This window comes from Vibrio sp. 99-8-1 (genome assembly GCF_013114595.1).
Lineage (GTDB): Bacteria > Pseudomonadota > Gammaproteobacteria > Enterobacterales > Vibrionaceae > Vibrio.
In genome coordinates this window covers 88,756-112,408 of the sequence record NZ_VTXE01000001.1, presented here as the reverse complement: position 1 = coordinate 112,408, position 23,653 = coordinate 88,756, and the positions used below count along the sequence as shown (strand labels likewise).

Here is a 23,653-nt window from a genome sequence, read left to right as displayed (position 1 = left end):
GGCATTCCCTTTCTAGATTATGAAATTATTATTGCTAATAAATTCAGGGATTATTCTTTCAATTTTAGGATGGTAATTTAGTTACATATAAAACTTGATCTAGTTCTCAAAATGAGTAGAATTCACGCTCTAAATTGAAATGTAATTACATAAGAGAGGAAGCATGAACTCAGCACTACTATCCTTGTTGAATACTGAAGAGACAAACGAAATAATCCCAACAGTATCTGCATCAGTACTTGGTGGAGTGGCGACAATTGCATTAATGCTTATGGAAGTTTCAGCAGTGGCTCTATTTGTTGGCGTAAACTTGATTGCCTAACTACTGTTTTTCAAGGATTTGAAATTAAACGATACTCTTGATTAGCAATAATAAGAGTATCGTTAAAAGTGACTTTACACCGCGATACTTCACAACGTTTTACCTCATAAAGCCGTACCTCATAAAGCCGTGCATCTTAAAACAACACGTCATAAAACAATACGTCTTAAATCAACACGTCATAAAGTGCACTGTTTCAATTGTTTTTTTGAACTGAACCTGTTGATTCAGTTCTGAATCCTGCTCCTTGAGGTTATTCGGGTATATCAGAACGCTGAACGGCGATATTGACGGTACTCTGGTGCCCAGAAGTTCTCTTCAATTTTTTCTTTCAATCGCTCATCGGAAGATGTTGACGCTTTGCCTTGTTCCATCGCTTTTTTAGCCACGGCAAATGCGATTTTCTTCGATACTTGTTGAATCTCTTCAAGAGGTGGGAGCAGCGAACCGGTACCATTAATGGCTAATGGTGAGCATTCTGCTAATGCCCGACTTGATGCCATCAACATTTCGTCAGTCACTCGTTTAGCACGAGAAGCAAGCACACCTAATCCAATCCCCGGGAATATATAGCTGTTATTACACTGAGCGATTGGGTAAGTTTCGCCATTTAAAATTACAGGGTCAAATGGGCTGCCTGTGGCAACAAGTGCTTCACCATTCGTCCAGCGCAGAATGTCTTCTGGTAAGGCTTCAACACGGCTTGTTGGGTTAGACAGCGGGAAAATGATTGGTCGCTGGCAGTGCTTATGCATTTCGGTAATGATCTGCTCGCTAAACAACCCTGGGGCTCCAGAGACGCCTATGAGGACAGTTGGGTGGCCGTTTTTCATTACTTCAAGCAGTGAGACATCACTGCCTTCTTTATCCCATGCATCAATGGTTGAACGCTTTTGTACCAGTTTCTTCTGGAAGTCGAGTAGGTTTGGCATATCGTCGGCAAGTAATCCCCAGCGATCCACCATAAATACTTGAGAGCGCGCTTGTGCATCGTCGATACCTTCCGACACCATCTGGGCGATGATCGCTTCTGCAATACCACACCCTGCAGAACCGGCACCTAAAAAGGCGATACGTTGGTCGCTCAACTTACTTTTGGCCGCTTTACATGCTGCCAATAATGACCCTACCGTAACGGCAGCAGTACCTTGTATATCATCGTTAAAGCAGCACACTTTATCTTTATACCTTTCCAAAAGAGGCATGGCATTTTTCTGTGCAAAATCTTCAAACTGAATCAGGGCACCTGACCAACGATTTTTCACCGCTTGGATAAACTCGTCTACAAATTCATCGTACTCTTGTTTGCTGATCCTTGGGTGTCGCCATCCCATATACATAGGGTCAGAGAGTCGTTGTGGGTTGTTTGTGCCAACATCCAATACGATAGGCAGAGTATAAGCGGGACTGATGCCCCCACATGCAGTATAGAGAGACAGTTTACCAATTGGAATGCCCATTCCTCCGATACCTTGATCACCTAGACCAAGAATACGTTCACCATCGGTGACAACAATAATCTTAATGTTATGACGCGAGGCATTATTTAGAATTTCGTCAATTTTGTGACGATTTGGATAGGAGATAATCAGCCCGCGAGCACGACGGTAGATACTAGAGAAGTTTTCACACGCAGCACCAACAGTTGGCGTATAAATGATGGGCATCATCTCGCTAATGTGATTTTGTACTAATCGATAGAACAGCGTTTCGTTGGTATCTTGAATATTACGTAGATAGATATGTTTATCCATATCGGATTCAAAATTTTCGTACTGGTGATAGGCACGGTCGACCTGCTCTTCAATACTTTCGATCGCTTCAGGTAATAAACCATCTAGATTAAATTGTGACCGTTCTTCTTGAGAAAATGCACCACCTTTATTCAATAGGGGAGATTCAAGTAGTACGGGACCGGCGTAAGGGATATATAAAGGGCGCTGACTTTTACTGTTCATTCTATACTCATTGCTGTGCGAAGACGCTTGGGGTTGGTGAGGAAAGCCGCAATAGTATAGTACAAATGTTAATGAAAAGTAATGATGCGACCGTGTCGATCATTACTTTATTTACATTTAAATCATTTAAAGTATTTGCACCATTTAAACCAAACCAAGGCGTGGTTTTAGTTAGCTCACGCTTTGTTGAAGTGTCGTGGAGGCAAACTTCTTATTAATCGCCTGTCTGAGTTGTAAAAGCAATAGAATTCCGGTGATTCCCAGCCCTACCCCTATACCCGCCCAGATTCCGGCTAACTGGTAGCGATCCAATAACCACCACGCGGCAGGTAAGCCAAAGAGCCAATAACCAATTGCGGTGCTGATGGTGGGAGAGAGAACAATTTTCATTCCTCTCAGTAGGTTTATCGCCAGAAGTTGCCATGCATCTACGACAAAGCAGAGCGCAACAACCCATAACACGCTAGAAAGAATCTGACTCATGTTATTTTGATTTTGGCCGTTGTCTGCACTGTCTAGCTGGAACAGATCGGCGATGACATTTGGCCACAAAAGAAAGACTCCAGCGAGTAATAGGCTGACCAGAGTCACCAAGATAAAGCTTTGGATTGAAGTGTGTTTGATACCTTGTAAATCGTTCGCACCAAAGTCACGCCCCACCAAAATAGCCGCCGCTTGAGACAGACCAAAATTAAAGTTCCAAGTAAAACTTAAGCATTGCAACAGTATCTGATGAAGAGCCAGCGCACTGACACTAATAACGCCCGCCATTAATGTCCCACCATAGATGAGTCCATGTTCAAGCAGGGCTGCGATTGCTATGGGGAGCCCCATTGATAACAGTGGGATCAGCAGTTTAAATGAGTACTCTTCTTTCTGTTTCCATGGTGCGTAGCTGCTATAGCTGGGGTGGGTAAATGTCCAATAGCTGTAACCAATAAGCACCAGAATAGTAGCAATGGCGGTTCCTGCCCCTAAGCCAGAAATGCCCCAGTCAAGGGTAAAGGCCAAAAAGTAGCTAAGAGGAATATTGAGCAGCACAATGATAATGGACATCACCATGACAGAACGAGTGTTTCCTAGCGCACTGGTTAAGCCTCGTAACACCAGCAACAGCAACATTGGCAACATCGCCCACTTTAAGGTGTCCAGATAACGAATAGCGATGTCGATAACATCGCTGGATTGCTGTGCTTTCTCTAATACATAGGGCGCATATTGAAAGCTGATGGTGAGCAAAACAGTCAAAATAACAGAGAGCAATACCGCTCCTTTTACCGCAAATCGTATCTGCTGCTCTCCATATTCAGGGCGGGATAAGCTCTGCCCATAAGCGATAGCAATTAAGTTGGCGCAGCAGCCTACTGTGCTGGAGGCGATGATAAAGACAAAGGAGTAGATGGAGGCGCCTAACCCACCTGCCGCAAGGTCGGCAATACTCAAGCGAGACATCATCCACACATCAGTAAGAACTAATGCCATGGCGATTAATTGAGAGATGATTAATGGGAATGCTAAATTGATGATTTTTTTCATTGCGACCTCTGTTAAATATCCAAGTAACCTCAAGGAACGTGCTCATCGAGAATCTATGGGCTTCTAATCAAAGCGCAGTTTTGAAAGCATAGTCATCTTAAGGTCACTTGGGTATAGAGGTTAAACATAAGGTTTAATTCACTGGTCTTCAATTGATTTTTGTGTGATTCTGGCATTACATAAACTCATGTGAAAAACGATGACTCCATTTAAAACGATTCCCAACTCCCATAATGGCTTTAAAGTCTTTGAATCGGTAGCCCGGTTATTGAGCTTTACTGATGCAGCACAAGAACTTCATGTGACGCAAAGCGCTGTTAGTCGGCAAGTTAAGCAACTTGAAACAGAGTTAGCCACCAAGCTCATTTTGCGTAAGCATCGCTCCATAGAGTTGACGGTTAAAGGGCAGGAGCTGTTCGCTCTGCTTAATAAAAATTACCACTCAATTGAGTTGCTATTGTCGTCTTGGAAAAAACCTGAAAAGAAAAAAATGGTGATTAAGGCGGCATTGAGTTACGCCATTAGAACGTTAATACCTAAAATGCAGTTGTTGAATGCTTGGTTGCCGGATTATGAGATTGTCATTATTCCTACTATGGAAGAGGAGATGGCGGTGAACAACGATGAGTATGATCTGCTAATTTTTAATTCTCGTGCTGGCCGAAAGTATAAAAATAATCCAGATGTGTTTTTGCTAAGAGAAGAGTACATGGCACCTGTGTACTCAGAGAGCCTAGCTGAGGGAGATCTAACCATAGATCAAATTATTACCATGCCTCGGCTGCATCCCACTCTTGATCACCATGACTGGAAAACTTGGATAGCAAAGATGGGTTGCCGTGACACATCGACGACCAACGACACCACATTCTATTCTCTCGATATGGCTTTAAATGCTTGTACGTCAGGCCAAGGCGTTACCGTAACGGATATGCTGCTGATACTAAGAGAGCTACAACGCGGTTTTTTAATTTGTCCGCGAGCGATCCCTATTCATCACAGCGCATGGCAATATTTTTGTCATCAGAAAACGCACTCAGCAGAAGTGGACAAAATAGTTGCATGGTTGTGTCAGGACTCGAGGCAGGAGATTGCCCAACTGCTGGAATTAGCGCAACAGTATGGTTGGACGGGCGTAGTGGATAATCATCATTAACGGTGATGATCACCCCCTATCCGGCTTGTTTATGAACTGAGGTTATTGAGTAAGAGAGATATCTTGCCACTTTTTATCGAGCAGTACGCGCTGCGTTTGATAACCCGCTTGAAGCAAAAGGTCTCGGCAGTACTCTTGATGAACGCCTAGATGATGTGGTGCATGAGCATCTGCGTTTATTTGCACCGGAATGTGGCGCTGAAACGCTTCTTTTAGTAACCATAGTGGTGGATAGACATCATCTGTTGCTCCACGCAGCATGCCACCAAAATTAACTTCCATGATAACGCCGGATTTGGCGACTGAATCCAATGAGGAAATCGCCACATCGCGATACCAACTGGCGGATTCATCGAAGAAGTTGAGGCGGCGATTATGTTTTTTTACTAAGTCATAATGGCCCAAGATATCGAAGCCGCCAGAACGACACAGATCGGTGACTTTCTGGTAATAGTCTTCAACTAGCTTACGGCTATTATTTTGATAAACATCGTACAGTAAATAGTCCACATCATCGTCAAGCCCATCGACGCTTAACATGTCATTTTTCTCCGCTGAAAACAGCAGTGCATGAACTGAGCCAATAACATAATCGAGTCCTAATTCTCTCCATTTGCTATCCGCAGGCTGAATATAATCTTGTAGATAATCAATCTCTAGCCCCAAATACACCTCAATCTGTTGCTGATTTTTTAAGGCGTTGATGGTCTCGATATAGCGGGTTAAATCCTGTTGTTGCATCGAGTAGTCATTGGCAAATGGGAGTGGGGCATGAGAACTAAATCCAAGTGCTTGGTAACCTAACTGTTTGGCTTTTTCTAGCACTTCTTCAGCGCTGCCTTTACCATCACAAAAGTGACAGTGAGTGTGGTAATTGGTCAGTTTCATCTATGCTGCTCTCCTCATGCCTTGCTCAAATCGCTCTCAGATTAAATAAAATCTGTTCTCGAAAGATCAACAGACCCTAGGGTTTTCATCATATTCTTTTTCATTTTTCGATTCATTAGATATTTGTCAAACTTCGCTTTCTATGCTTGAGTAACACGAAGAGCCTCTATACTCAGAGCGCAACCACATAACGCTAAAGGGAGTTTAGCCATTGATCATCACAAATTCTTATCATGATTTAGGAGCACCGTTTTATCAGCAGATTCGGCCTGTAGCAGTAGATAGCCCTGAGCTGGTGTTATGGAATGATGAGCTTGCAGAACAGTTAGCGGTATCACAGCAGGTGATTGATAACGCCGCGAGTTACTTTTCTGGTAATCGACTGTTACAAGGTTCTATTCCGTTGGCGCAAGCCTATGCAGGGCATCAATTTGGGGGCTTTAATCCTCAGCTTGGTGATGGGAGAGCGCACCTGCTTGGTGATATTCAGACCAGAGACAGAGCCATAAAGGATTTGCAGTTAAAGGGCTCGGGTGTGACGCGGTTTTCTCGCCGGGGAGATGGACGATGCGCACTCAAGCCTGCGGTTCGTGAGTTTATCATGAGCGAAGCCATGCACTCGCTGGGTATTGCCACGACACGTAGTTTATCTGTTGTGACGACGGGAGAAACGTTATATCGCGGTACTGCTGCACCGGGAGCGGTTGTCAGCCGCGTAGCCAGTAGCCATATCCGGGTTGGAACATTCCAGTATTTTGCTGCGAAAGGGGATATGGCGTCACTCGAACGCCTGCTGGGATACGCGATAAGTCGACACTATCCGGATATTGATACCATCACCGATTTATCCGTGGATGAGAAAGTATCGCGCTTTATTGAGTCTGTTATTGATCGTCAAATTGACACCGTGGTGAACTGGATGCGAGTCGGCTTTATTCACGGCGTAATGAACACCGACAACATGACGATATCAGGTGAGACCATAGATTATGGCCCTTGCGCCATGATGGGAATCTATCATCCTGAGACGGTTTACAGCTCGATAGATGAACAAGGGCGGTACTGTTATGGCAACCAACCGGCTATTTTGCAATGGAACATGGCCAGATTGGCAGAAACTCTTTTACCGTTGATGAAGGGAAGTTCAGAGCAGGCTGTTGCGAGAATCGAGCCCGTTATTCTAGGAATCACAGAGAAGTATCAAGATGCCTACTATGCCATGATGGCCAACAAGTTTGGTGTAAAAGAGTTAGAGGCCTCGGAGCGAGGGTTTATTGATGATATGTTGCAGCGGATGCAAGAAAATAAAATGGATTACAACCAAACATTTGCTCGTTTAACTACGATTGCTCAAGGTCAGAAAGATGAAGGGTTAGCACGTCAATTTGATGGATTATTTTCTCAATGGCAACAGCAAGGAGCACAATTAGGTCTTCAGTGCGCGACAACACTTATGCGCCAAAACAATCCGGTGGTTATTGCTCGAAACCATCACATGGAAGAGGTGCTTACCGCTTGCGAGGAGGATAACAATTATGAACCTGCCTTGCGTTTTTTAACCGTACTTCGTTCTCCTTATAATGCAGTCACTCAAACCTCTGACTATCAAGACCTACCGCGTGATGGGGATGTATGTTACCGAACGTACTGCGGTACTTAACATAGATAGACTATGTTGCTCTACTTATGCTTTGTTCAAACCGCTTTCAGGTTGCACAAAATCTGTACTCGAAAGATCAACAGACCCTATTTATGTGCAACAAGATCTCATTGACACTACCTTAAATAGAGCTTAAACTCGGCAAAATACTAGCGTACTAGTTTGCTAGATCATTACAAATAGTGACAGCTCGATGGCTGTTTTGATTAAAAAGATAGTGATTGCTCTGTCAGTGAATAAATTAAGGTGCCCAGAATGAAAAACAGCTTTGAACATGCAATGCCTAACAGCGATGGTTATTTTGGTGAATATGGTGGTAGTTTTATTCCGCCAGAGCTAGAGACCATTATGAAAGAGATTGGTCAGGCATACGATGAGTGCCGTCAAGACCCTGAGTTTTTGACTGAGCTTGCAAGGTTGTATAAACATTTTGTTGGTCGTCCTAGCCCTATTTTTCATGCACAAAATTTGTCGGAAAAATATGGTATTGATATTTATCTAAAGCGAGAAGATCTTAACCATACTGGTGCTCACAAAATTAACCACTGCTTAGGTGAAGCCCTATTAGGCAAGAAAATGGGCAAGAAGAAACTGATCGCGGAAACCGGTGCTGGTCAACATGGGGTTGCTTTGGCAACTGCGGCCGCTTTAGTCGGTTTAGAGTGCGATATCTATATGGGCGAAGTGGACATTGCTAAGGAGCATCCAAACGTCGTTCGTATGCGCATTTTAGGCGCTAACGTAATTCCTGTTTCTCACGGCAGAAAAACCTTAAAAGAAGCGGTAGATGCGGCATTTGAAGCCTACCTTAAAGATCCAATTACTCAGTTGTATGCTATCGGTTCTGTTGTTGGTCCTCATCCATTCCCAATGATGGTTCGTGATTTCCAATCTATTATTGGCAACGAAGCTCGCGTCCAGTTTCAGGAAATGACGGGTAAGCTACCGGATAACTTAATCGCTTGTGTTGGTGGTGGCTCTAATGCAATGGGACTGTTTAGTGCCTTCTTAGAGGATAAAGCGGTGGATATTCACGGTGTTGAGCCTGCGGGACACACACTGGAAGAAGAAGGCGAGCATGCGGCGACATTGACACTAGGTGAACCAGGTGTGATGCATGGCTTTAAGTCTTATATGTTAAAAGACAGCCAAGGAGAACCTCAAGAGGTGTACTCAGTGGCGAGTGGTTTGGATTACCCGTCAGTTGGACCGCAGCACAGCTACTTGAAAGACTTAGGCAGAGTTAATTACGGTACCGCGAATGATCAAGAAGCGATTGATGCCTTTTTTGAGCTGTCTCGATTAGAGGGGATTATCCCTGCGATAGAGTCTTCTCATGCCGTCGCTTATGCATTTAAGTTAGCCCAAAAAGGCTTAAAAGGTAACGTGCTCATCAACTTATCAGGTCGTGGGGATAAAGATATTGATTTTGTCGTAGAGAATTACGGCAAGCAATATGGAATAGAATCACTACTGTAAGTTGTTAGTTAAGATAGAAAACAGAACACCCTAGCCATGGTAATCGCTAGGGTGTTTTTTTATTGTCGTTACTGCTTAAAGATAAATTTGGCGCCACCTAAATCGGCTTTTCCGATGGATAATGTGCCATCTAATTTATGGGCCGCTGTTTTCGCTATCGCTAGACCAAGACCTAACCCGCCGGTTTTTTGGTTGCGGCTTTTATCTAGCCGAGAGAACGGAATAAAGAGTAATTGGTGCTGCTCTTCCGGAATACCTGCGCCGTCATCTTCAACAGCAATGTATAACTTTGGTTGGTTAGCGACGGTTATCTTAATATGGCTATCAGCATAACTGAGCGCATTTTTTATGAGGTTATCCATAAGTAGCCTAAGATGCATGCTGTAACATTGAAGCGTGCTCTCTGACTCTATCTCTAACGTAACGGTTTTACTGCTATTGGCGCTATAGATTGCCACACGAGAAGAGATAAATTCCGACAGTAAAATATCTTCTTTTTGGCTATCCATTTCCTCACTTTTACTTGAGTTAAGCTTTGAGTAGGTGACGACTTGAGAGGTGAGTGAATCCAAGTCATCAATGTAGCTATCAATATTATTTAGCAACTCTACTTGTATGGGAGCATCACAGCTTTTTCTTAGAATCCCGGTTGCTAGTTGTATACGGCTTAGTGGTGTGCGCATTTCATGAGGAACGGCTTGAGCAAATATTTGGCTCTCTTTTACCGTTTCAGAAATATCGTCGGCCATGTTATTAAAATTGATGGCTAATTTTTTTATCGGTTGTGGAACGTTTTCCTCTGCTCTTACCGACAAGTCCCCTTTACCAAAAGCACTCTGAGAACGGTTAAGTGTCTCGATCTGTTTTTGTAATTTGACGGCGGGATAATACAAAACGCAGCCGATAACCACCACGATCACCAGCATGAGTAAGAATACAGCCGTGACTTCAGGATCATCAGGCCAGAATGACTGGTACTCTTGGTAGCTTTCAACTGGCACATAGGGTTGTACCAAGCGAACCCGGAGTTTTCCTGAATTGTCGGGAAGTTGGTAAGAGGCGAGTAATGAGTCTTCGGGGTATTCCCAATACAGTTCGACCCCTTTAATGGTAGAAATATAGTTACAATCTACACAAAGTTGGCCATCTTCGGTCTCTGGAATCCACTCCAGTTCATAACCGTATCTATAGAGGATCTCCTCATTAAAGTACTCATCTGCAGAGTTATTCTGCCCATCAAGTTCAACGGTGAACTTATTATAGATATAGTTTGTATCTTGCAGAAAACGGGCGATCTCTTCTTTTTCTAAGTAGTAGCTCACCATTAATATCGTCACGAGCACCGCGCTAAATAGCGCGATAAGCATACTGAGATAAATGCGTAAAAAAGCGGGGGGGATCAATCTAGCCATTAACAAGCATATATCCTTTGTTACGTACGGTTAATATCACTTTATAGGGGGGTTGAGCATCATTTAGCTTCTTACGCAATCCGGAGATTCTCATGTCCACAGAGCGATCATTAAAATCGTAGTTGATGCCTCTGAGTGCTTGGCAACAATCTTCCCGACTTACCGCTTGTCCGGCATGTTGTGCAAGAATAGACAACATATCAAATTCAGCAGTAGCTAAGTTAAGAGCTTCTCCTTGATAGTAGGCTTGGCGGGTAGCCGTGTCTATGGTGACTTCACCGATGCTGATGCTACTGGTTTGAACAGGGGGATTTATTGTTGCTGTTCGTCTTAGCAACGCTTCAATGCGGGCAATCATAATGTGTGGGCGGATAGGTTTGGTTAGGTAATCATCGGCCCCTAGTTTCAGTAAGCTAACTTCGCTCAAGTCGTCATCGCGAGCCGTCATGACCAGTATGGGACCCTGATAAAAGGTTCGGGCGTGTTTGCAAACCTCAATACCGTCCATTTCAGGTAGCATGAGATCTAAAATCACTAAGTCTGGTGAGTGCAATTTGATTTGATCTAGCGCTTGTAATCCGTCAGCGGCGGTAATGGTATCGTAACCTTCCGCTTGAAGGTACATATCGGTAAGCCGAGAGATCTCGGCATCATCTTCTACAATCAAAATTTGTTTAGTATTCATTTGCACCTCGTCGGTTGACCATCAGTTTATCCTCCATCTGACGGTAATTAAAGTGAGCTTACATATGCTTACATGATAACGGTTTGTGCTTACATGGCCTTACCCACAAGAAAAATGGTTCTGACACAATAGTAGCGAACTTCAATATTGTCAGAAAAAGGTCGCTCGATGAAAACTTCAGTTCTTTTATTAGCCATAACCTCTGTCGCGGTTGTTGGATGCCAAGCTAGTAATGCTGGCACGTCTACTGCTTCTTCAAAAAATAATCGTCAATCACTCTCTGCTGAAACTCGAGCATTAGGGATCACTGCGGTTCCAACGTCTTTGGCAACAAAGTATTCCGCGAATCTTGGCTTTGACCGCTATAGCAAGGTGACCACGCCTGATGGCGGTGCAATACACATTATTGTTCAAAACCAATTATCTGATAACCAAATTGTTCGAGCACGTTCGGTATTGCAGCACTATCTTACTGATTTCCCCGGTTCTACCTATGGTGCTGATAAAAGTGCTGTAGCCAATAAGATGGTAGAGAATAACGCAACCTTATTGTTACTGAATGGCAGTGATGATGGCAGGAATCCCGCTAGGGACTTAGACGGTCAATCTTTATATCAAAATGAGATACAAGTAGAAGGGGGAACGTGGTATCAATCTCAAGACTTCTCTCATCGTGATGCGACATTCGAAGAGATTTTGCATCTAGTACATGATTACGGAATTGGTGTTGATCAAAATGCTCGTTTTATAGGAGCTTTACCCGCATATCAGGCCAACATTCGAAATGCTCAAGTTCATGCTCAAACCAATAAATTATGGGCCTTTAGTGCCGATTTTCAGGAATGGGTAACAGAGATTACGGCTGAGAATAGCTTATCGCAAGAGTATTTGGCATCTGTGATCGACTCTTATTATGGCCTATGGGGAAGTTGGAATGGCAGTACTAAATATGGCATGTGGGGGGGATATATTGCAAAAACTCGCGATGAAATAGCGGTGGAAGATCCGGTCGGAAATGCCGTTGTTAAAGAGTTCTTTCATCCTTACCTGACTTACAACGCCAGAATAGATAGCGGTTTTAGTGGTGACTTTTCTTTAAAATTTGATGCCGCTAAAGCATACAGCCATCACTCTCAGTATTTGAAGGATGTGACGTTAACCGGTTTAAATCCATCGAATGTGATAGTGAATCAAATGGATAATCAGATCACAGGTAACCAAGCTGAAAATCAGGTCATTTTCTCAGGAAACTCTTCTCAGTATCAGATAACTAAACAGCCTGACGGTAGCACGACAGTTAAGGATTTAGTGAACAGCCGTGATGGAGTTAATTATTTGAAAAATATTGAAAAAGCTCGTTTTACCGACACGGTAGTTTCACTGTAAGTGCGCAGTTTTATTCACGCTATTCATCTGTAACAGCAAGATTATCTGCGATGATTTGAAGAGGTCATGATTATGAAATGGAATGCTATTAATATTCTGCTGGTTAATGCTAACAGCGATCAGGCGATATCTACCGAACACTATTTGGCTCAAGCAGATATCGTTTGTGACTATGCTTGCCGAAGCACTTCTGTGGTTAATTTGCTTAAGTGCTCTTATTATGCCGCCATTGTGATTGATTTAGATTGCAAAAGTTTTGATGGTATTCGTTTGTGTCGCACCTTGAGAAGTGAGGGCATTGATGTTCCTGTTTTGATGACTTCTAACAATAAAGAGCTTACCAATAAAGAACGAGCCTTTGATGCCGGAACCGATGATTATCTCGTCAAACCTTTTGCAATGAAGGAGCTGGAACTTCGTATTAAAGCGCTATCTTCCCGACGCAGTGGTCAGCTGCGTAAACTTAAGGTGGATGACCTAGAACTATGTGTTGAAACTAAGCAGGTGGTGCGTGGTGGCAAGTCGGTAAAACTGACTCCGACCAACCTTAAATTGTTAGAGCTCTTAATGCGCAAGAGTCCGAAAGTGATCAGCCGCAACGAGATACTTGATGAGATTTGGCCGGAGGGGTCCCCTGATAGTGATAATCTTAAGGTGCAACTTTATCAGTTACGCACTCGTATTGATAAAGCCTTTGGCTCTCAGTTAATTCAGACTGTAACAGGATGTGGCGTCCGAATCGTTGCTTAGAGTCGGCTGATCTTTCGCGACTATTTTTGCAGCCGAGAAAGATTAACAGACCCTCGTTTCGACGCCAATAAATGGTTGTTGAACAAGCATCTTGATGGTACTTGGGTATATAATCGGCATTATTACATTCCGGTTAGATAGAGCAGCAATGTTTATTTGGGAAGGCGTCAGTGAGTTTGTCGCAGTGGCAGAGTTAGAGAGTTTCACTGCGGCGTCAAAGAAATTGGATATATCCACGGCACAAGTGAGCCGACAGATCACTGCTCTGGAAAAAAGACTTTCCTGCAAGTTGTTTTACCGAACAACTCGAAGAGTGTCTGTTACAGATATAGGTCGGGTGTATTATCAACATTGCCGTCAGGTGTTGGATGGTCTGGACGAAGCGGAACGTGCCATCAGCGATTTACAGACAACACCTAAAGGGTCATTAAAAATGACCGCCCCCGGTACTTATGGAGAAGAAACTGTCGCTCCATTGGTTAATGAATTCTTGTCTCTTTATCCAGAACTGGATATTCAGCTAAACCTCTCCAATCAAAAGCAAGATTTGGTTGCCGAAGGCTATGATGTCGCGATTCGTCTTGGGCAGTTGGAAGATTCAAGTATGATGGCGCAGCGGTTAAGTTCCCGCACACAATATGTTTGTGCATCTCCTCTTTATATTAAAAAATATGGTGTTCCTCACTCATTATCAGAGCTAGATAAGCACAATTGCCTTATCGGTACGCTCAACTTTTGGCGTTTTCGCGAAAACAATAAAGAGAAACATATTAAGGTAAAAGGCAATTTAAGTTGCAACAGCGGCAGAGCTTTGTGTGATGCGGCGGTTAAGGGAATTGGTATCGTACAACTGCCGGATTATTATGTTAGTGAGTACATTGATAGTGGAGAGCTAGTAACGCTTTTAGAAGGTTATCGTGAAGAAGATGATCATATTTGGGCGTTATATCCACATAACCGTCATTTATCTTCAAAAGTACAAATGCTGGTGGATTTTCTTAAAGAGAAATTACAGCAACCGTAAGTAGAGGTGGTAGATAAGCGTTGCTCTGCAAGGTAAAAGGATCTCATAACGCGCACTTAATGTGCGCGCTTTGTTGATGAGAATTTGGTTTATTGAGAGATTACAGTGTTAGGTTCTCTTCTGTATCTGCATCAAAAATATGGCAAAACTCTGAGTTTAAGTTGAAGTTCAAATCGGAGCCAATGTCTGATGTCGTAATATGCTGACCACTCACTCTAGAGATGATTTCATTGTCTCCAATTTTGAAGTAGAGGTATTTTTCATTACCTAAGTTTTCAATCACCGTGAGTTTGCCTGTATATACATTTATCTCTTCGTTTGGCTGAGCTAAGCTAATATGCTCAGGGCGTATGCCTAAAAATACCGACTTATCAATATGTTGCTGTAGTTTTTCCTGTTTGCATTCAGGGAGTAAAAGGTGTACTTGGCTGGCTAACTCGGCGTAAATATGGTCACCTTGTTTTCGTATAATGGCTTTTATTAAGTTCATCGATGGTGAACCAATAAATGTGGCTACAAATTTATTGGTTGGATAGTTATATAAATTTTCGGGGGTGTCGACTTGCATGATTTCCCCTTGATTGAGCACGCATATACGGTCACCTAGCGTTAAGGCCTCTGTCTGGTCATGGGTGACATATACCATGGTAGCAGGATTGCCCTCTTCTTTGAGCGACTGATGTAATTGAGCAATCTTAACTCGCATTGATACGCGAAGCTTAGCGTCAAGGTTCGATAAAGGTTCATCAAATAAGAACACGTCAGGTTTACGCACGATTGCTCGGCCAACGGCAACACGTTGACGTTGACCCCCTGACATCTCTTTTGGTTTTCTATCTAATAGATCGGTTATCTCGAGTTTTTCGGCCGCTTCTTCTACCCGCTGCTTTATCTCTTCTTTTGGTCTCTTTTGCATCTTTAGTCCAAAAGCCATATTGTCATAAACGGTTTTATGCGGATATAAGGCGTAGTTCTGAAACACCATAGCAATGCCGCGATCTTTAGGGGCAAGTTCATTGACCCGTTTACCATTTATGCATATTTCGCCACCCGAGATGGTTTCTAACCCGGCTATCATACGTAGAGTCGTGGATTTAGCGCAGCCTGACGGGCCGACAAAAACCATAAACTCACCCTCTTTAATATCAAGGTTGATGCCATGAACAGCTTTAAAGCCATTGTCGTACTGTTTTTCTAAATTGCGTAGGCTTACTGTAGCCATTCGACTCTCCACATATGAACACGATAACGAATAGTGACGATTAACGTCGTTGTATCAAGGTTATTTTCTCTGAAAAGATCACTTACACCGAGAGGTCTATTTGCACACAGAGATTAATGCTGAGATGGGTTTTTTATCTTCAGCAAGTTTGATGCTCCAAAGGTATTTTCCGGCATGAGGAATGTTTACAACGGTATTTTTTGCAAAACCGCCTCGTTTTAACGCCTTTTCATACCCTACCTTCATTGATAATCCAGCTGCGGTATATTGAGGGTTCCACCCCATAGTGGCAAATTGTAAGCTGACATTACCTTGCTTCTCATCACTCACGATTTGATATATTCCGTCGCCTTTGTAACCCATTTTACGGTTTTCCATGTGGATCCATTGTCCGTCGTCAAACGTACCAACAACGTATAATGAAGGTCTGACAGGTCCTCTTTCGTCCAGTGTCGGTAGGTCACAATTTGCCATTGGGCCCGTCGCGAGTTCCATATTTGCAGGGGAATCCGATGTACTTGCACAACCGAACATAACAAGTGACGCTAATGCAGAAAATAACAATTTAGATTTCATAATAATTTGCCTTTTAAATGGGTTATTTATTGTTTGTTAATCGGTTCAGCACCGCTAAATTTTTGTAGTAGGATCTGGCGTCTTTGGCTGGGTATCCAAATAGATCGCTATTTTCAGGAAATGAGTGACTCACACCAGATTTTGCTTTAATAACTGAGTTGCTGCCGATTGATAGGTTACCGGCAGTACCTGCCTGACCATGCACAATAACGTGATCCCCTAGTGTTGTATGACCAGCAAATCCAGTTTGAGAAACTAATAGACAGTGCTGGCCAATGATGCAGTCGTGACCTATTTGTACGAGGTTGTCTATTTTTGTGCCCTTGCCGATAACGGTGTTACCTAGCGTGCCTCTATCTATGGTGTTGTTAGAACCTATTTCAACATCATCTTCAATGACAACTCGGCCAACGCTTTCAATGCGCTGATACCCTTGCCCTTCGCCTGCCATATATTCAAAACTGTAGTTGCCTATTGAGTTATTGGAATCGATGGTAACGTTATTGCCAATGATGGTGCCTTCTTTGATAACGGTATTGGCATGGATTGCGACGTTATCGCCAATGGTGACACCATTCATGATTTTGACTCCGGGCATAAAATAACACCCTTGCCCGATGGTACAGTGCTTGCCTATATAAACATCTGGGTTATCAGAACTATTTCCTTGATCAAATAACTGATACTTGTGAACCTTATAATGACGAAGCAGTTGGTTAATTTTGTCTGCTTTTAAGCTGTCGATAACAATTTTTGTTTTTACGTTACACTCTAATATTTCTGGCGGGCCAATAATAATATCTGCAAAAGCTTCAGAAATATGGCTAAGATCTTTCTTCGCAAAAACAATGGCTAATCCACCTTTCTCCTTGCTTTTTATCGGTCGAATGTGAGAGATGCTTTGCTGCTCATCCCCGACGATAGAACCTGAAATAATCTGTGCAATTTCCAAAGCTTTTATCATGATATTTTCTCGGCAAATAGTTATTTAAAAACGGTATAAAGCCTGAACAAATACAGTGTGCTGTTTTAGCTCACTCTCGTTTTTCGCTTCCCAGCCAGCCAGTTTACTCTTTTTCTCTGTTTCGTTGGCGTATTCGTATTCTGCTTTCATTAACCAGTTTTCACCAACGGCTTGCTCGTAGCCTACTGTTGCTTTACGAATATCTTTGAAATAGTCAACATTGGCGTTACCGCCGCTTTTGGCACTATGCTTTGTTTCATTTTCGCCAACGCGCACACGTACATAAGCTGTGCCAGCATCGTCAAAGCTATACTGTACGATAGGTTCGAAATACTTTTCAGTGAAGTCACTTTCTTCGCTTAGCGTACCTGTAGACGTTTTACCTTCGTTCTCTTTGATCTGATAGAAGAACTCAATACCCATCAACCAGTTGCCAAATCGAGTATAGGGTTTAAACAGAACGCTATAACCTTTTTCGTCTCGTTCACCCCAAGCACTCTTATCTTCACTATTAAATAAATACTCTAAGTTAGAATAGAAGCCCCAACTGTTGTCATTATCCCAGTAGGTGAGGTAAGGACGAATACTGTTTTCTGCTTTGGTTTTGTTTAATCCTTTTACGTTAGGAGAATAGACTTTACTCTTAGTGTATTCTAATTCGTAGATTAACCCCGTTCCCCAACCATTAGATAAATCGTAACCTTTGTTTAATGAAAATAGCTGCTTAATGCCATCTTCATTTTCATGATAACTTGGTTCTCTCTGCTCTCGATTTTCAAGTTTTAGGGCATATAAGGCAGTAAAGTTCCACGTTGGATTGTTGTAATAAAGACCTACAACCTCGTGAGTGGTGGTTTTCTCTTTTTTCTTATTGCCGTTAAAGCCGTTTGTTACTTTATCTTCGAGTTCAAAAGAGGTGCCGACATGACCACCAAATTCTAGCGCTTCATCGTAGACACTTTTCTCGATAGAGAATCCGCGATCATCTGCTGCGTGAGCAGTGAAGGGAATGGCAAGTGCATTCGCGACTAATACTGATATGAGTGTTTTTTTCACTGTAAATCCTTAGTTAGCAATTAAATAGAATGAAGTTATTGCTATGGCCAATTAGCTTTTGTAGTCGTCCATAGTGAACGCCTATTTGCATTGTTCTTTATTTCCCTGTTTTTTTCTTGTGCATGAAAGTCTAAATGTGATTTCGATCACTTTGTTGTAGTGATTTTATTGACCGAAATCACAATAAACCAGGCATATTGATAAAGATAAATATATTCTTCAGAAAAATAGATAAAAAGTTCTATCGTGCTAGAGCAGTTGTTATTGCTTGGGTTGGAAAGGTTTTAATGTGCATCACAAACAATTACTTGATGTCCATCACAATAAATATAGCGCCGAAATTGATTATGTTGACTTATTCAAGCGAGATAATATTCTATTTAGTAGTTCTTGATGTACTACTAAAATCACAAGTGGGTTGGTGTGTAAATGAAAAACAAATTATTTAAAGTAACATTACTTTCGTCTTTGCTAATGTCATCGGTTATCGCGGCAGAAGAGATTAAACCTGAAGCGGGAGCAGAGCTATTAATATGGACTGACAAAACGACGCTCAATTATATGGAATATGCCGCGGACGAATTTAATAAAGACTACAACTACGCTATTGATTTTTCATTTAGAGGGATCGCCCCTATAGATGCAGCTTCTCGCCTTATTCAAGACGGAGGTTCAGCGAGAGTGGCAGACGTTGCTGAAATTGAACATGACTTATTGGGTAAGTTGGTTGTTGCAGGGGGAGTAATGGAAAACCTTGTTTCTGCTGACAAAGTAGACAAGCTCTTTATGCAGAATGCGGCGACAGCGGCGAAAGCGGAGAACAGCAGTTACGGATTCCCTGTTAGCTTTGCTACCACTGTATTGTTTTACAATAAAGATCTGCTCACTTCTGCTCCTAACACTTTTGAAGAGATCGTTGAATTTGCTAAGGCATTCAATAATAAAAAAGAGAATAAGTACGCACTGCTGTGGGATATACAAAATTATTACGAGTCGCGAATGTTTTTGACGCAGTTTGGTGCATATGAGTTTGGTAATAACGGTACAGATGCGAATGATATTGGTATTGCATCCGTAGAAGCTCAAATGGGGCTTACTGTTATGAAGAAACTGCGTGTGGCGAATAACTCAAACCCTATGGACATGCGTAATCCACAGGTGAGACGAGGGTTATTCAGTGAAGGAAAAGTCGCCGCGATTATTGATGGTCCATGGGCAATTCAAGGGTATCAAGAGTCGGGAATCAATTTTGGCGTTGTACCTATGCCCACTTTAGGTGGTCAAAAGTTACGAACCTTTTCAACCGTTCGCCTGGCTGTCGTTTCGTCTTATACTGAGTACCCGAGAGCCGCACAGTTGTTTTCAGATTATCTCTCATCCAACAAGATGCTTAAAAAACGTTATGAGATGACCAATGCGATTCCTCCTATGACTTCTGTATTAGAAGAGATAACCAGTAATGTAAGTGAGGCCACTCAAGCCATCATCGCTCAAGGGTATTACTCTGATGCTATGCCATCCATTCCAGAGATGGGGTATATCTGGTCACCGATGGCCAGCGCTATTACGGACTTATGGGTAAATGATAAGCCTTCTAAAGTCGTGCTTGAACGTGCGTTGTCTATTATTGAAGAACAAATTGAGTTGCAGGAATAACTAGTGACTATGCAAGCGACTAATAGAACATTCGCAAAATTGCCCCTATCTATGCTGTTTATGGGGGCAACACAGATAAAGCGTGGTTATCAAGTAAAGGGACTGCTATTTTTTACTTTGCAGATCCTAGCGCTATTAATGTTGCCCGACATTATCATTGCCATTCAAGGGTTGATTTCACTAGGAGATGTCGCACAGAGCCGCAAAGGCTTTGAGGTTATTCAGGGTGACAACTCAGTATTTATGCTTGTTGAAGGTGTGATTGCGCTTATTGCTGTCGTGTTGATTACGTTGGTGTATCTGTTGAACGTTAATGATGCAAAATCTTTGGCTCATTGTCGTTTATCGATGACTGAACAGTTGGCGGACATTTATAATCGTAGATTTGCCTTTATTGTGCTCTCTCCGGCATTTATTGCCTGTATCGCGTTTATCATTTTGCCAATCGTGATTACCGTTTTAGTCTCATTTACCAACTATTCAGCGCCAAATCATATTCCTCCGAGAAACCTTGTGGACTGGGTTGGGTTTAAAAACTTTTTTGCCTTATTTGAGTTGCGTATCTGGTCCAATACTTTCTTTGGTGTTGCATGCTGGACAGTGCTGTGGGCGATATTTGCGACCATTTGTACCTGTGGATTTGGTTTTATTCTTGCGTTAGCCCTGTCTAACAAAAAGATTAAAGCTAAAAAAATGTGGCGATTTATTTTCATTTTACCTTACGCCATTCCTGCATTCGTTACTTTGCTTATGTTTAGGCTGCTGTTAAACGGTGTTGGCCCGGTCAACAATGTTCTTAACTTATGGGGATTTGATTCAGTCGCGTTTCTTTCTGATCCTATTACCGCAAAGATCTCTGTGATCGCGATAAGTGTTTGGGTGGGGGCACCGTATTTCATGTTATTGATTTCTGGTGCGTTAACCAATATTCCATCAGACATCTATGAAGCGAGTGAAGTGGATGGTGCTAACAAGTTTCAGCAGTTCTGGGAAATTACTCTGCCTATGGTGATGCATCAAGTAGCGCCTTCTCTTGTGATGACATTTGCGCATAATTTCAATAATTTTGGTGCGATTTTCTTGTTAACGGGTGGGGGACCGATTAATCCAGAATATCGTTTCGCTGGTCATACCGATATTTTAATTACTTGGATATACAAATTGACGCTCGACTTCCAGCAATATCAAATTGCATCGGTAGTTTCTATTGTCATATTCCTGTTCTTGTCAGCGGTTGCGATCTGGCAGTTCCGTCGGATGAAATCGTTTAAAGATGATGTAGGTATGTAAGATGGAAAAGCTTATAGGAAAATTAGGAACAGCGGTTGTTTACCTGTTTCTTACACTCAATGCGTTGTTGGTGCTTGGCCCTGTTATTTGGACTGTTCTGGCGTCATTTAAGCCTGGTAACAACTTGTTCAGTTCTTCATTTGGACAAATGGAGTTTACTTTAGACCATTACAAGGCCCTGTTTACGGATACCCCTTATTTGGAGTGGTATAAGAATACATTTGTATTAGCTACATCAAATATGTTGATTTCGCTAGTAGTGGTAACCATTACGGCATTTGTCTTTTCCCGCTATAGATTTAAAGGCAAGAAAAACACCATGATGACGATATTGGTGTTACAGATGTTTCCCGCATTTTTGTCAATGACGGCCATCTACATCCTTTTGTCTAAGTTGGGATTGATTGACACATATGTTGGATTGCTTGCGGTATATGTCACCGGATCATTGCCATTTATGACTTGGTTGGTTAAAGGTTATTTCGACGCCATTCCTACCTCATTGGATGAGGCTGCCAAAATAGATGGTGCGGGTCATATGACGATATTTTTGGAGATAATTCTGCCGCTTGCCAGACCGATATTAGTGTTTGTTGGGCTAGTCTCTTTTACGGCTCCGTGGATGGATTTTATTCTTCCCACCTTGATTCTTCGAAGCGAAGAGAAAATGACTCTCGCTATCGGCATTTTCAGTTGGATATCGTCTAATTCAGCAGAAAACTTCACCTTATTTGCAGCGGGCTCTTTGTTAGTCGCTGTTCCCATTACTTTATTGTTTGTGGCAACACAAAAACACATTACAACCGGCCTTGTCAGTGGCGCAGTAAAAGAATAATAACTAGGAAATAACCATGATTACGAAGAGTTCTCTAACACACTCGGCAAAGAGTGCGGACAGTTACGCCTATGATAAAGAGACACTACATATTCGATTGCGTAGTGCTAAAGGAGAAATTGAGCGTGTTGCCTTGTGGATCGGTGACCCTTATATCTGGTCTGAAGGAGGACTTGATGGGGGGAATCTTGGTGGCAGTGACGCCCATGGCTGGATTGGTGGCAATGAAGTTGCCATGGAGCTAGAAGGCACAACTGAACACCATGATCACTGGTTTGCGGAATTTAAACCACCTAAACGCCGAAGCCGCTATGGTTTCATTTTATATGGAAAAGATGGTGAGAAAATACTGTTTGGTGAGAGACGTTGCGTAGACTTATTGGATAAGAGTGTTGCAGAAGCAGAACTGTCGAATATTAGTAACTTTTACTGTTTTCCATATATTAACCCCCGGGATGTACTGGAGACACCTAACTGGGTGCAAAAAACGGTTTGGTATCAGATCTTCCCTGAACGTTTTGCTAATGGTCGGCCAGACATTTCGCCGGATAATGTTCAGCCGTGGGGAAGTGTTCCTACTGCCGATAATTTTATGGGCGGGGATTTATGGGGGGTAATTGATAAGCTGGATTATCTGCAAGATTTAGGGGTAAACGGACTCTATTTTTGTCCAATATTTACCGCTAATGCGAATCATAAATACGATACCGTCGATTATTTTAATGTTGATCCTCACTTTGGTGGAAATAAGGCGTTTCATGCGCTTATCAAAGCGGCGCATCAGCGTGGAATGAAGGTGATGCTGGATGCGGTGTTTAATCATATCGGTAATAAGTCGCCACTATGGTTAGACGTGGTGGAAAAGGGAGAGAAATCCAAGTATGCCGATTGGTTTTGGATCAAAGAGTTCCCGGTCTATCCTGATTTACCTAAGTCTGAGTGGGATCACTGGAACTTAAATTTTGAAACATTCGCCAATGTGAGTGAAATGCCAAAGCTCAACACTGAAAATGAACAGTGCCGACAATATTTATTGGATGTCGCTCGCCACTGGGTGACAGAATTTGACATTGATGGTTGGCGTTTGGATGTTGCTAATGAAGTTGATCATGAGTTTTGGCGTGACTTTCGTCGCGTCGTAAAAGGTATCAAACCAGACTGTTACATTCTTGGTGAAATCTGGCATGAGGGGATGCCGTGGTTAAGAGGTGAGCAGTACGACTCGCTAATGAACTATCCACTTACCCAAGCTATGACCGATTACTTTGCACTAAACACCTGCAATAAAGAAGAGTTTATGGACTCGGTGAGCCGATGTTATATGGACTATCCACGAAACGTTAATGAAGCGATGTTTAATCTTCTTGATAGCCATGATACCACCAGAATTCTAAGTTTATGTGGTGACAATAAGAGCAGAGTAAAGCTGGCTTACTTGTTTATGTTTACTCAGGTTGGCTCCCCATGTATTTACTACGGTGGAGAGATAGGTTTGGATGGCAGAAGAGCAATGGGATCCGAAAACAATCGTAAATGTATGAACTGGGATACTGAGTCTCAAGACCTAGAATTGCGAGCGTTCATCCAATCCCTTATCGAACTTAGAAAACAACATGACTGCTTAAATCTACCTTATGTTAAATGGTTACCGATCGATAATTCTAGCTGTATTGCTTATCAACGAGGCCCATTGACGTTTGTTATAAACAATTCTGAACAGTCAACGCAAGTCACTATTGGGGAGCAAAAGGTTGAGCTTGCAGCTTATGGTTATCAAATAATGGGTCTTAGTTAGTTT

Annotated in this window: 20 protein-coding genes; 11 read left to right on the top strand and 9 right to left on the bottom strand. The window is 42.5% G+C overall.

Going from position 1 to position 23,653, the window contains the following annotated elements:
- The first annotated feature begins 163 nt into the window (after positions 1 to 163).
- Complete coding sequence (locus tag F0227_RS00470; RefSeq protein ID WP_171751179.1) at positions 164 to 322, top strand: hypothetical protein; 159 nt, start codon at positions 164 to 166, stop codon at positions 320 to 322.
- Between the two features lie 266 nt (positions 323 to 588).
- On the opposite strand, the gene F0227_RS00465 is transcribed toward F0227_RS00470, so the two are convergent.
- Positions 589 to 2,280, bottom strand: a complete 1,692-nt coding sequence (locus F0227_RS00465) for an NAD-dependent malic enzyme (protein WP_171751178.1) — start codon at positions 2,278 to 2,280, stop codon at positions 589 to 591.
- Between the two features lie 171 nt (positions 2,281 to 2,451).
- On the bottom strand, positions 2,452 to 3,816 hold the full coding sequence (locus tag F0227_RS00460) for an MATE family efflux transporter (protein ID WP_171751177.1): 1,365 nt from the start codon (positions 3,814 to 3,816) through the stop codon (positions 2,452 to 2,454).
- 199 nt (positions 3,817 to 4,015) lie between these two features.
- Between F0227_RS00460 and F0227_RS00455 the strand changes: the two genes are divergently transcribed.
- The gene (locus tag F0227_RS00455; RefSeq protein WP_171751176.1) at positions 4,016 to 4,972 is read left to right on the top strand and encodes a LysR family transcriptional regulator; all 957 of its coding nucleotides are present in this window, start codon (positions 4,016 to 4,018) and stop codon (positions 4,970 to 4,972) included.
- Positions 4,973 to 5,014: 42 nt separating this feature from the next.
- Here the strand turns inward: F0227_RS00455 and F0227_RS00450 are convergent, their stop codons facing one another.
- A complete protein-coding gene (locus F0227_RS00450) occupies positions 5,015 to 5,860 on the bottom strand; it encodes a histidinol-phosphatase (RefSeq protein ID WP_171751175.1) in 846 nt (281 codons plus the stop codon).
- Positions 5,861 to 6,071: 211 nt separating this feature from the next.
- Between F0227_RS00450 and F0227_RS00445 the strand changes: the two genes are divergently transcribed.
- Together F0227_RS00445 and trpB are read left to right on the top strand one after the other, a co-directional pair.
- On the top strand, positions 6,072 to 7,520 hold the full coding sequence (locus F0227_RS00445) for a YdiU family protein (protein ID WP_171751174.1): 1,449 nt from the start codon (positions 6,072 to 6,074) through the stop codon (positions 7,518 to 7,520).
- A gap of 255 nt (positions 7,521 to 7,775) precedes the next feature.
- Positions 7,776 to 8,999 (top strand): tryptophan synthase subunit beta, encoded by a 1,224-nt coding sequence (gene trpB, locus F0227_RS00440; RefSeq protein ID WP_171751173.1) that lies wholly within the window; start codon positions 7,776 to 7,778, stop codon positions 8,997 to 8,999.
- A 68-nt stretch (positions 9,000 to 9,067) separates the two neighbouring features.
- Here trpB and F0227_RS00435 read toward each other — a convergent pair whose 3' ends face one another.
- Entirely contained in the window at positions 9,068 to 10,411 is a 1,344-nt protein-coding gene (locus F0227_RS00435) for an ATP-binding protein (protein WP_171751172.1), read from the bottom strand.
- Positions 10,404 to 11,096: a response regulator transcription factor gene (locus tag F0227_RS00430; protein ID WP_171751171.1), complete on the bottom strand. Its 693-nt coding sequence runs from the start codon at positions 11,094 to 11,096 to the stop codon at positions 10,404 to 10,406. Before F0227_RS00430 ends, F0227_RS00435 begins: the two co-directional genes overlap by 8 nt.
- A 168-nt stretch (positions 11,097 to 11,264) precedes the next feature.
- On the opposite strand from F0227_RS00430, the gene F0227_RS00425 reads away from it, so the two are divergent.
- The 3 genes from F0227_RS00425 (at position 11,265) to F0227_RS00415 (ending at position 14,256) form a co-directional block, all read left to right on the top strand.
- Positions 11,265 to 12,482: a hypothetical protein gene (locus F0227_RS00425; protein ID WP_171751170.1), complete on the top strand. Its 1,218-nt coding sequence runs from the start codon at positions 11,265 to 11,267 to the stop codon at positions 12,480 to 12,482.
- Positions 12,483 to 12,554: 72 nt separating this feature from the next.
- Positions 12,555 to 13,232 carry a response regulator transcription factor gene (locus F0227_RS00420; protein ID WP_171751169.1) on the top strand — a complete coding sequence of 226 codons (678 nt, stop codon included), beginning with the start codon at positions 12,555 to 12,557 and terminating at the stop codon, positions 13,230 to 13,232.
- Positions 13,233 to 13,380: 148 nt separating this feature from the next.
- Entirely contained in the window at positions 13,381 to 14,256 is an 876-nt protein-coding gene (locus F0227_RS00415) for a LysR substrate-binding domain-containing protein (protein ID WP_171751168.1), read from the top strand.
- A 100-nt stretch (positions 14,257 to 14,356) separates the two neighbouring features.
- Here the strand turns inward: F0227_RS00415 and ugpC are convergent, their stop codons facing one another.
- From ugpC to F0227_RS00395, 4 genes are all read right to left on the bottom strand, one after another.
- Positions 14,357 to 15,478 (bottom strand): sn-glycerol-3-phosphate ABC transporter ATP-binding protein UgpC, encoded by a 1,122-nt coding sequence (ugpC, locus tag F0227_RS00410; RefSeq protein WP_171751167.1) that lies wholly within the window; start codon positions 15,476 to 15,478, stop codon positions 14,357 to 14,359.
- 96 nt (positions 15,479 to 15,574) lie between these two features.
- Positions 15,575 to 16,054: a glycosidase gene (locus F0227_RS00405; protein WP_171751166.1), complete on the bottom strand. Its 480-nt coding sequence runs from the start codon at positions 16,052 to 16,054 to the stop codon at positions 15,575 to 15,577.
- A gap of 22 nt (positions 16,055 to 16,076) precedes the next feature.
- Positions 16,077 to 17,018: a UDP-3-O-(3-hydroxymyristoyl)glucosamine N-acyltransferase gene (lpxD, locus tag F0227_RS00400; RefSeq protein ID WP_171751165.1), complete on the bottom strand. Its 942-nt coding sequence runs from the start codon at positions 17,016 to 17,018 to the stop codon at positions 16,077 to 16,079.
- Positions 17,019 to 17,042: 24 nt separating this feature from the next.
- Positions 17,043 to 18,074, bottom strand: a complete 1,032-nt coding sequence (locus F0227_RS00395; RefSeq protein WP_171751164.1) for a porin — start codon at positions 18,072 to 18,074, stop codon at positions 17,043 to 17,045.
- Between the two features lie 429 nt (positions 18,075 to 18,503).
- Here F0227_RS00395 and F0227_RS00390 point away from each other — a divergent pair, with 429 nt between their 5' ends.
- From F0227_RS00390 to F0227_RS00375, 4 genes are read left to right on the top strand one after another with little or no spacing between them, the layout of a single operon-like run.
- A complete protein-coding gene (locus F0227_RS00390; protein ID WP_171751163.1) occupies positions 18,504 to 19,730 on the top strand; it encodes a maltose ABC transporter substrate-binding protein in 1,227 nt (408 codons plus the stop codon).
- 9 nt (positions 19,731 to 19,739) lie between these two features.
- The gene (locus F0227_RS00385; RefSeq protein ID WP_171751162.1) at positions 19,740 to 21,020 is read left to right on the top strand and encodes a sugar ABC transporter permease; all 1,281 of its coding nucleotides are present in this window, start codon (positions 19,740 to 19,742) and stop codon (positions 21,018 to 21,020) included.
- A 1-nt stretch (position 21,021) separates the two neighbouring features.
- Complete coding sequence (locus tag F0227_RS00380) at positions 21,022 to 21,855, top strand: sugar ABC transporter permease (RefSeq protein ID WP_171751161.1); 834 nt, start codon at positions 21,022 to 21,024, stop codon at positions 21,853 to 21,855.
- A 16-nt stretch (positions 21,856 to 21,871) separates the two neighbouring features.
- Positions 21,872 to 23,650, top strand: coding sequence for a glycoside hydrolase family 13 protein (locus tag F0227_RS00375; protein ID WP_171751160.1), 1,779 nt, complete (start codon positions 21,872 to 21,874; stop codon positions 23,648 to 23,650).
- Positions 23,651 to 23,653: the final 3 nt, after the last annotated feature.

Excerpts from the sequence above, each read along its gene's own strand:
- F0227_RS00375 (WP_171751160.1), top strand. The coding sequence starts at position 21,872 with ATGATTACGAAGAGTTCTCTAACACACTCGGCAAAGAGTGCGGACAGT.
- F0227_RS00470 (WP_171751179.1), top strand. The coding sequence starts at position 164 with ATGAACTCAGCACTACTATCCTTGTTGAATACTGAAGAGACAAACGAA.
- F0227_RS00435 (WP_171751172.1), bottom strand. The coding sequence starts at position 10,411 with ATGGCTAGATTGATCCCCCCCGCTTTTTTACGCATTTATCTCAGTATG.
- F0227_RS00415 (WP_171751168.1), top strand. The coding sequence starts at position 13,381 with ATGTTTATTTGGGAAGGCGTCAGTGAGTTTGTCGCAGTGGCAGAGTTA.
- F0227_RS00465 (WP_171751178.1), bottom strand. The coding sequence starts at position 2,280 with ATGAACAGTAAAAGTCAGCGCCCTTTATATATCCCTTACGCCGGTCCC.
- F0227_RS00420 (WP_171751169.1), top strand. The coding sequence starts at position 12,555 with ATGAAATGGAATGCTATTAATATTCTGCTGGTTAATGCTAACAGCGAT.
- F0227_RS00425 (WP_171751170.1), top strand. The coding sequence starts at position 11,265 with ATGAAAACTTCAGTTCTTTTATTAGCCATAACCTCTGTCGCGGTTGTT.
- ugpC (WP_171751167.1), bottom strand. The coding sequence starts at position 15,478 with ATGGCTACAGTAAGCCTACGCAATTTAGAAAAACAGTACGACAATGGC.
- F0227_RS00405 (WP_171751166.1), bottom strand. The coding sequence starts at position 16,054 with ATGAAATCTAAATTGTTATTTTCTGCATTAGCGTCACTTGTTATGTTC.
- lpxD (WP_171751165.1), bottom strand. The coding sequence starts at position 17,018 with ATGATAAAAGCTTTGGAAATTGCACAGATTATTTCAGGTTCTATCGTC.
- F0227_RS00385 (WP_171751162.1), top strand. The coding sequence starts at position 19,740 with ATGCAAGCGACTAATAGAACATTCGCAAAATTGCCCCTATCTATGCTG.
- F0227_RS00430 (WP_171751171.1), bottom strand. The coding sequence starts at position 11,096 with ATGAATACTAAACAAATTTTGATTGTAGAAGATGATGCCGAGATCTCT.
- F0227_RS00390 (WP_171751163.1), top strand. The coding sequence starts at position 18,504 with ATGAAAAACAAATTATTTAAAGTAACATTACTTTCGTCTTTGCTAATG.
- F0227_RS00380 (WP_171751161.1), top strand. The coding sequence starts at position 21,022 with ATGGAAAAGCTTATAGGAAAATTAGGAACAGCGGTTGTTTACCTGTTT.
- F0227_RS00455 (WP_171751176.1), top strand. The coding sequence starts at position 4,016 with ATGACTCCATTTAAAACGATTCCCAACTCCCATAATGGCTTTAAAGTC.
- trpB (WP_171751173.1), top strand. The coding sequence starts at position 7,776 with ATGAAAAACAGCTTTGAACATGCAATGCCTAACAGCGATGGTTATTTT.
- F0227_RS00460 (WP_171751177.1), bottom strand. The coding sequence starts at position 3,816 with ATGAAAAAAATCATCAATTTAGCATTCCCATTAATCATCTCTCAATTA.
- F0227_RS00450 (WP_171751175.1), bottom strand. The coding sequence starts at position 5,860 with ATGAAACTGACCAATTACCACACTCACTGTCACTTTTGTGATGGTAAA.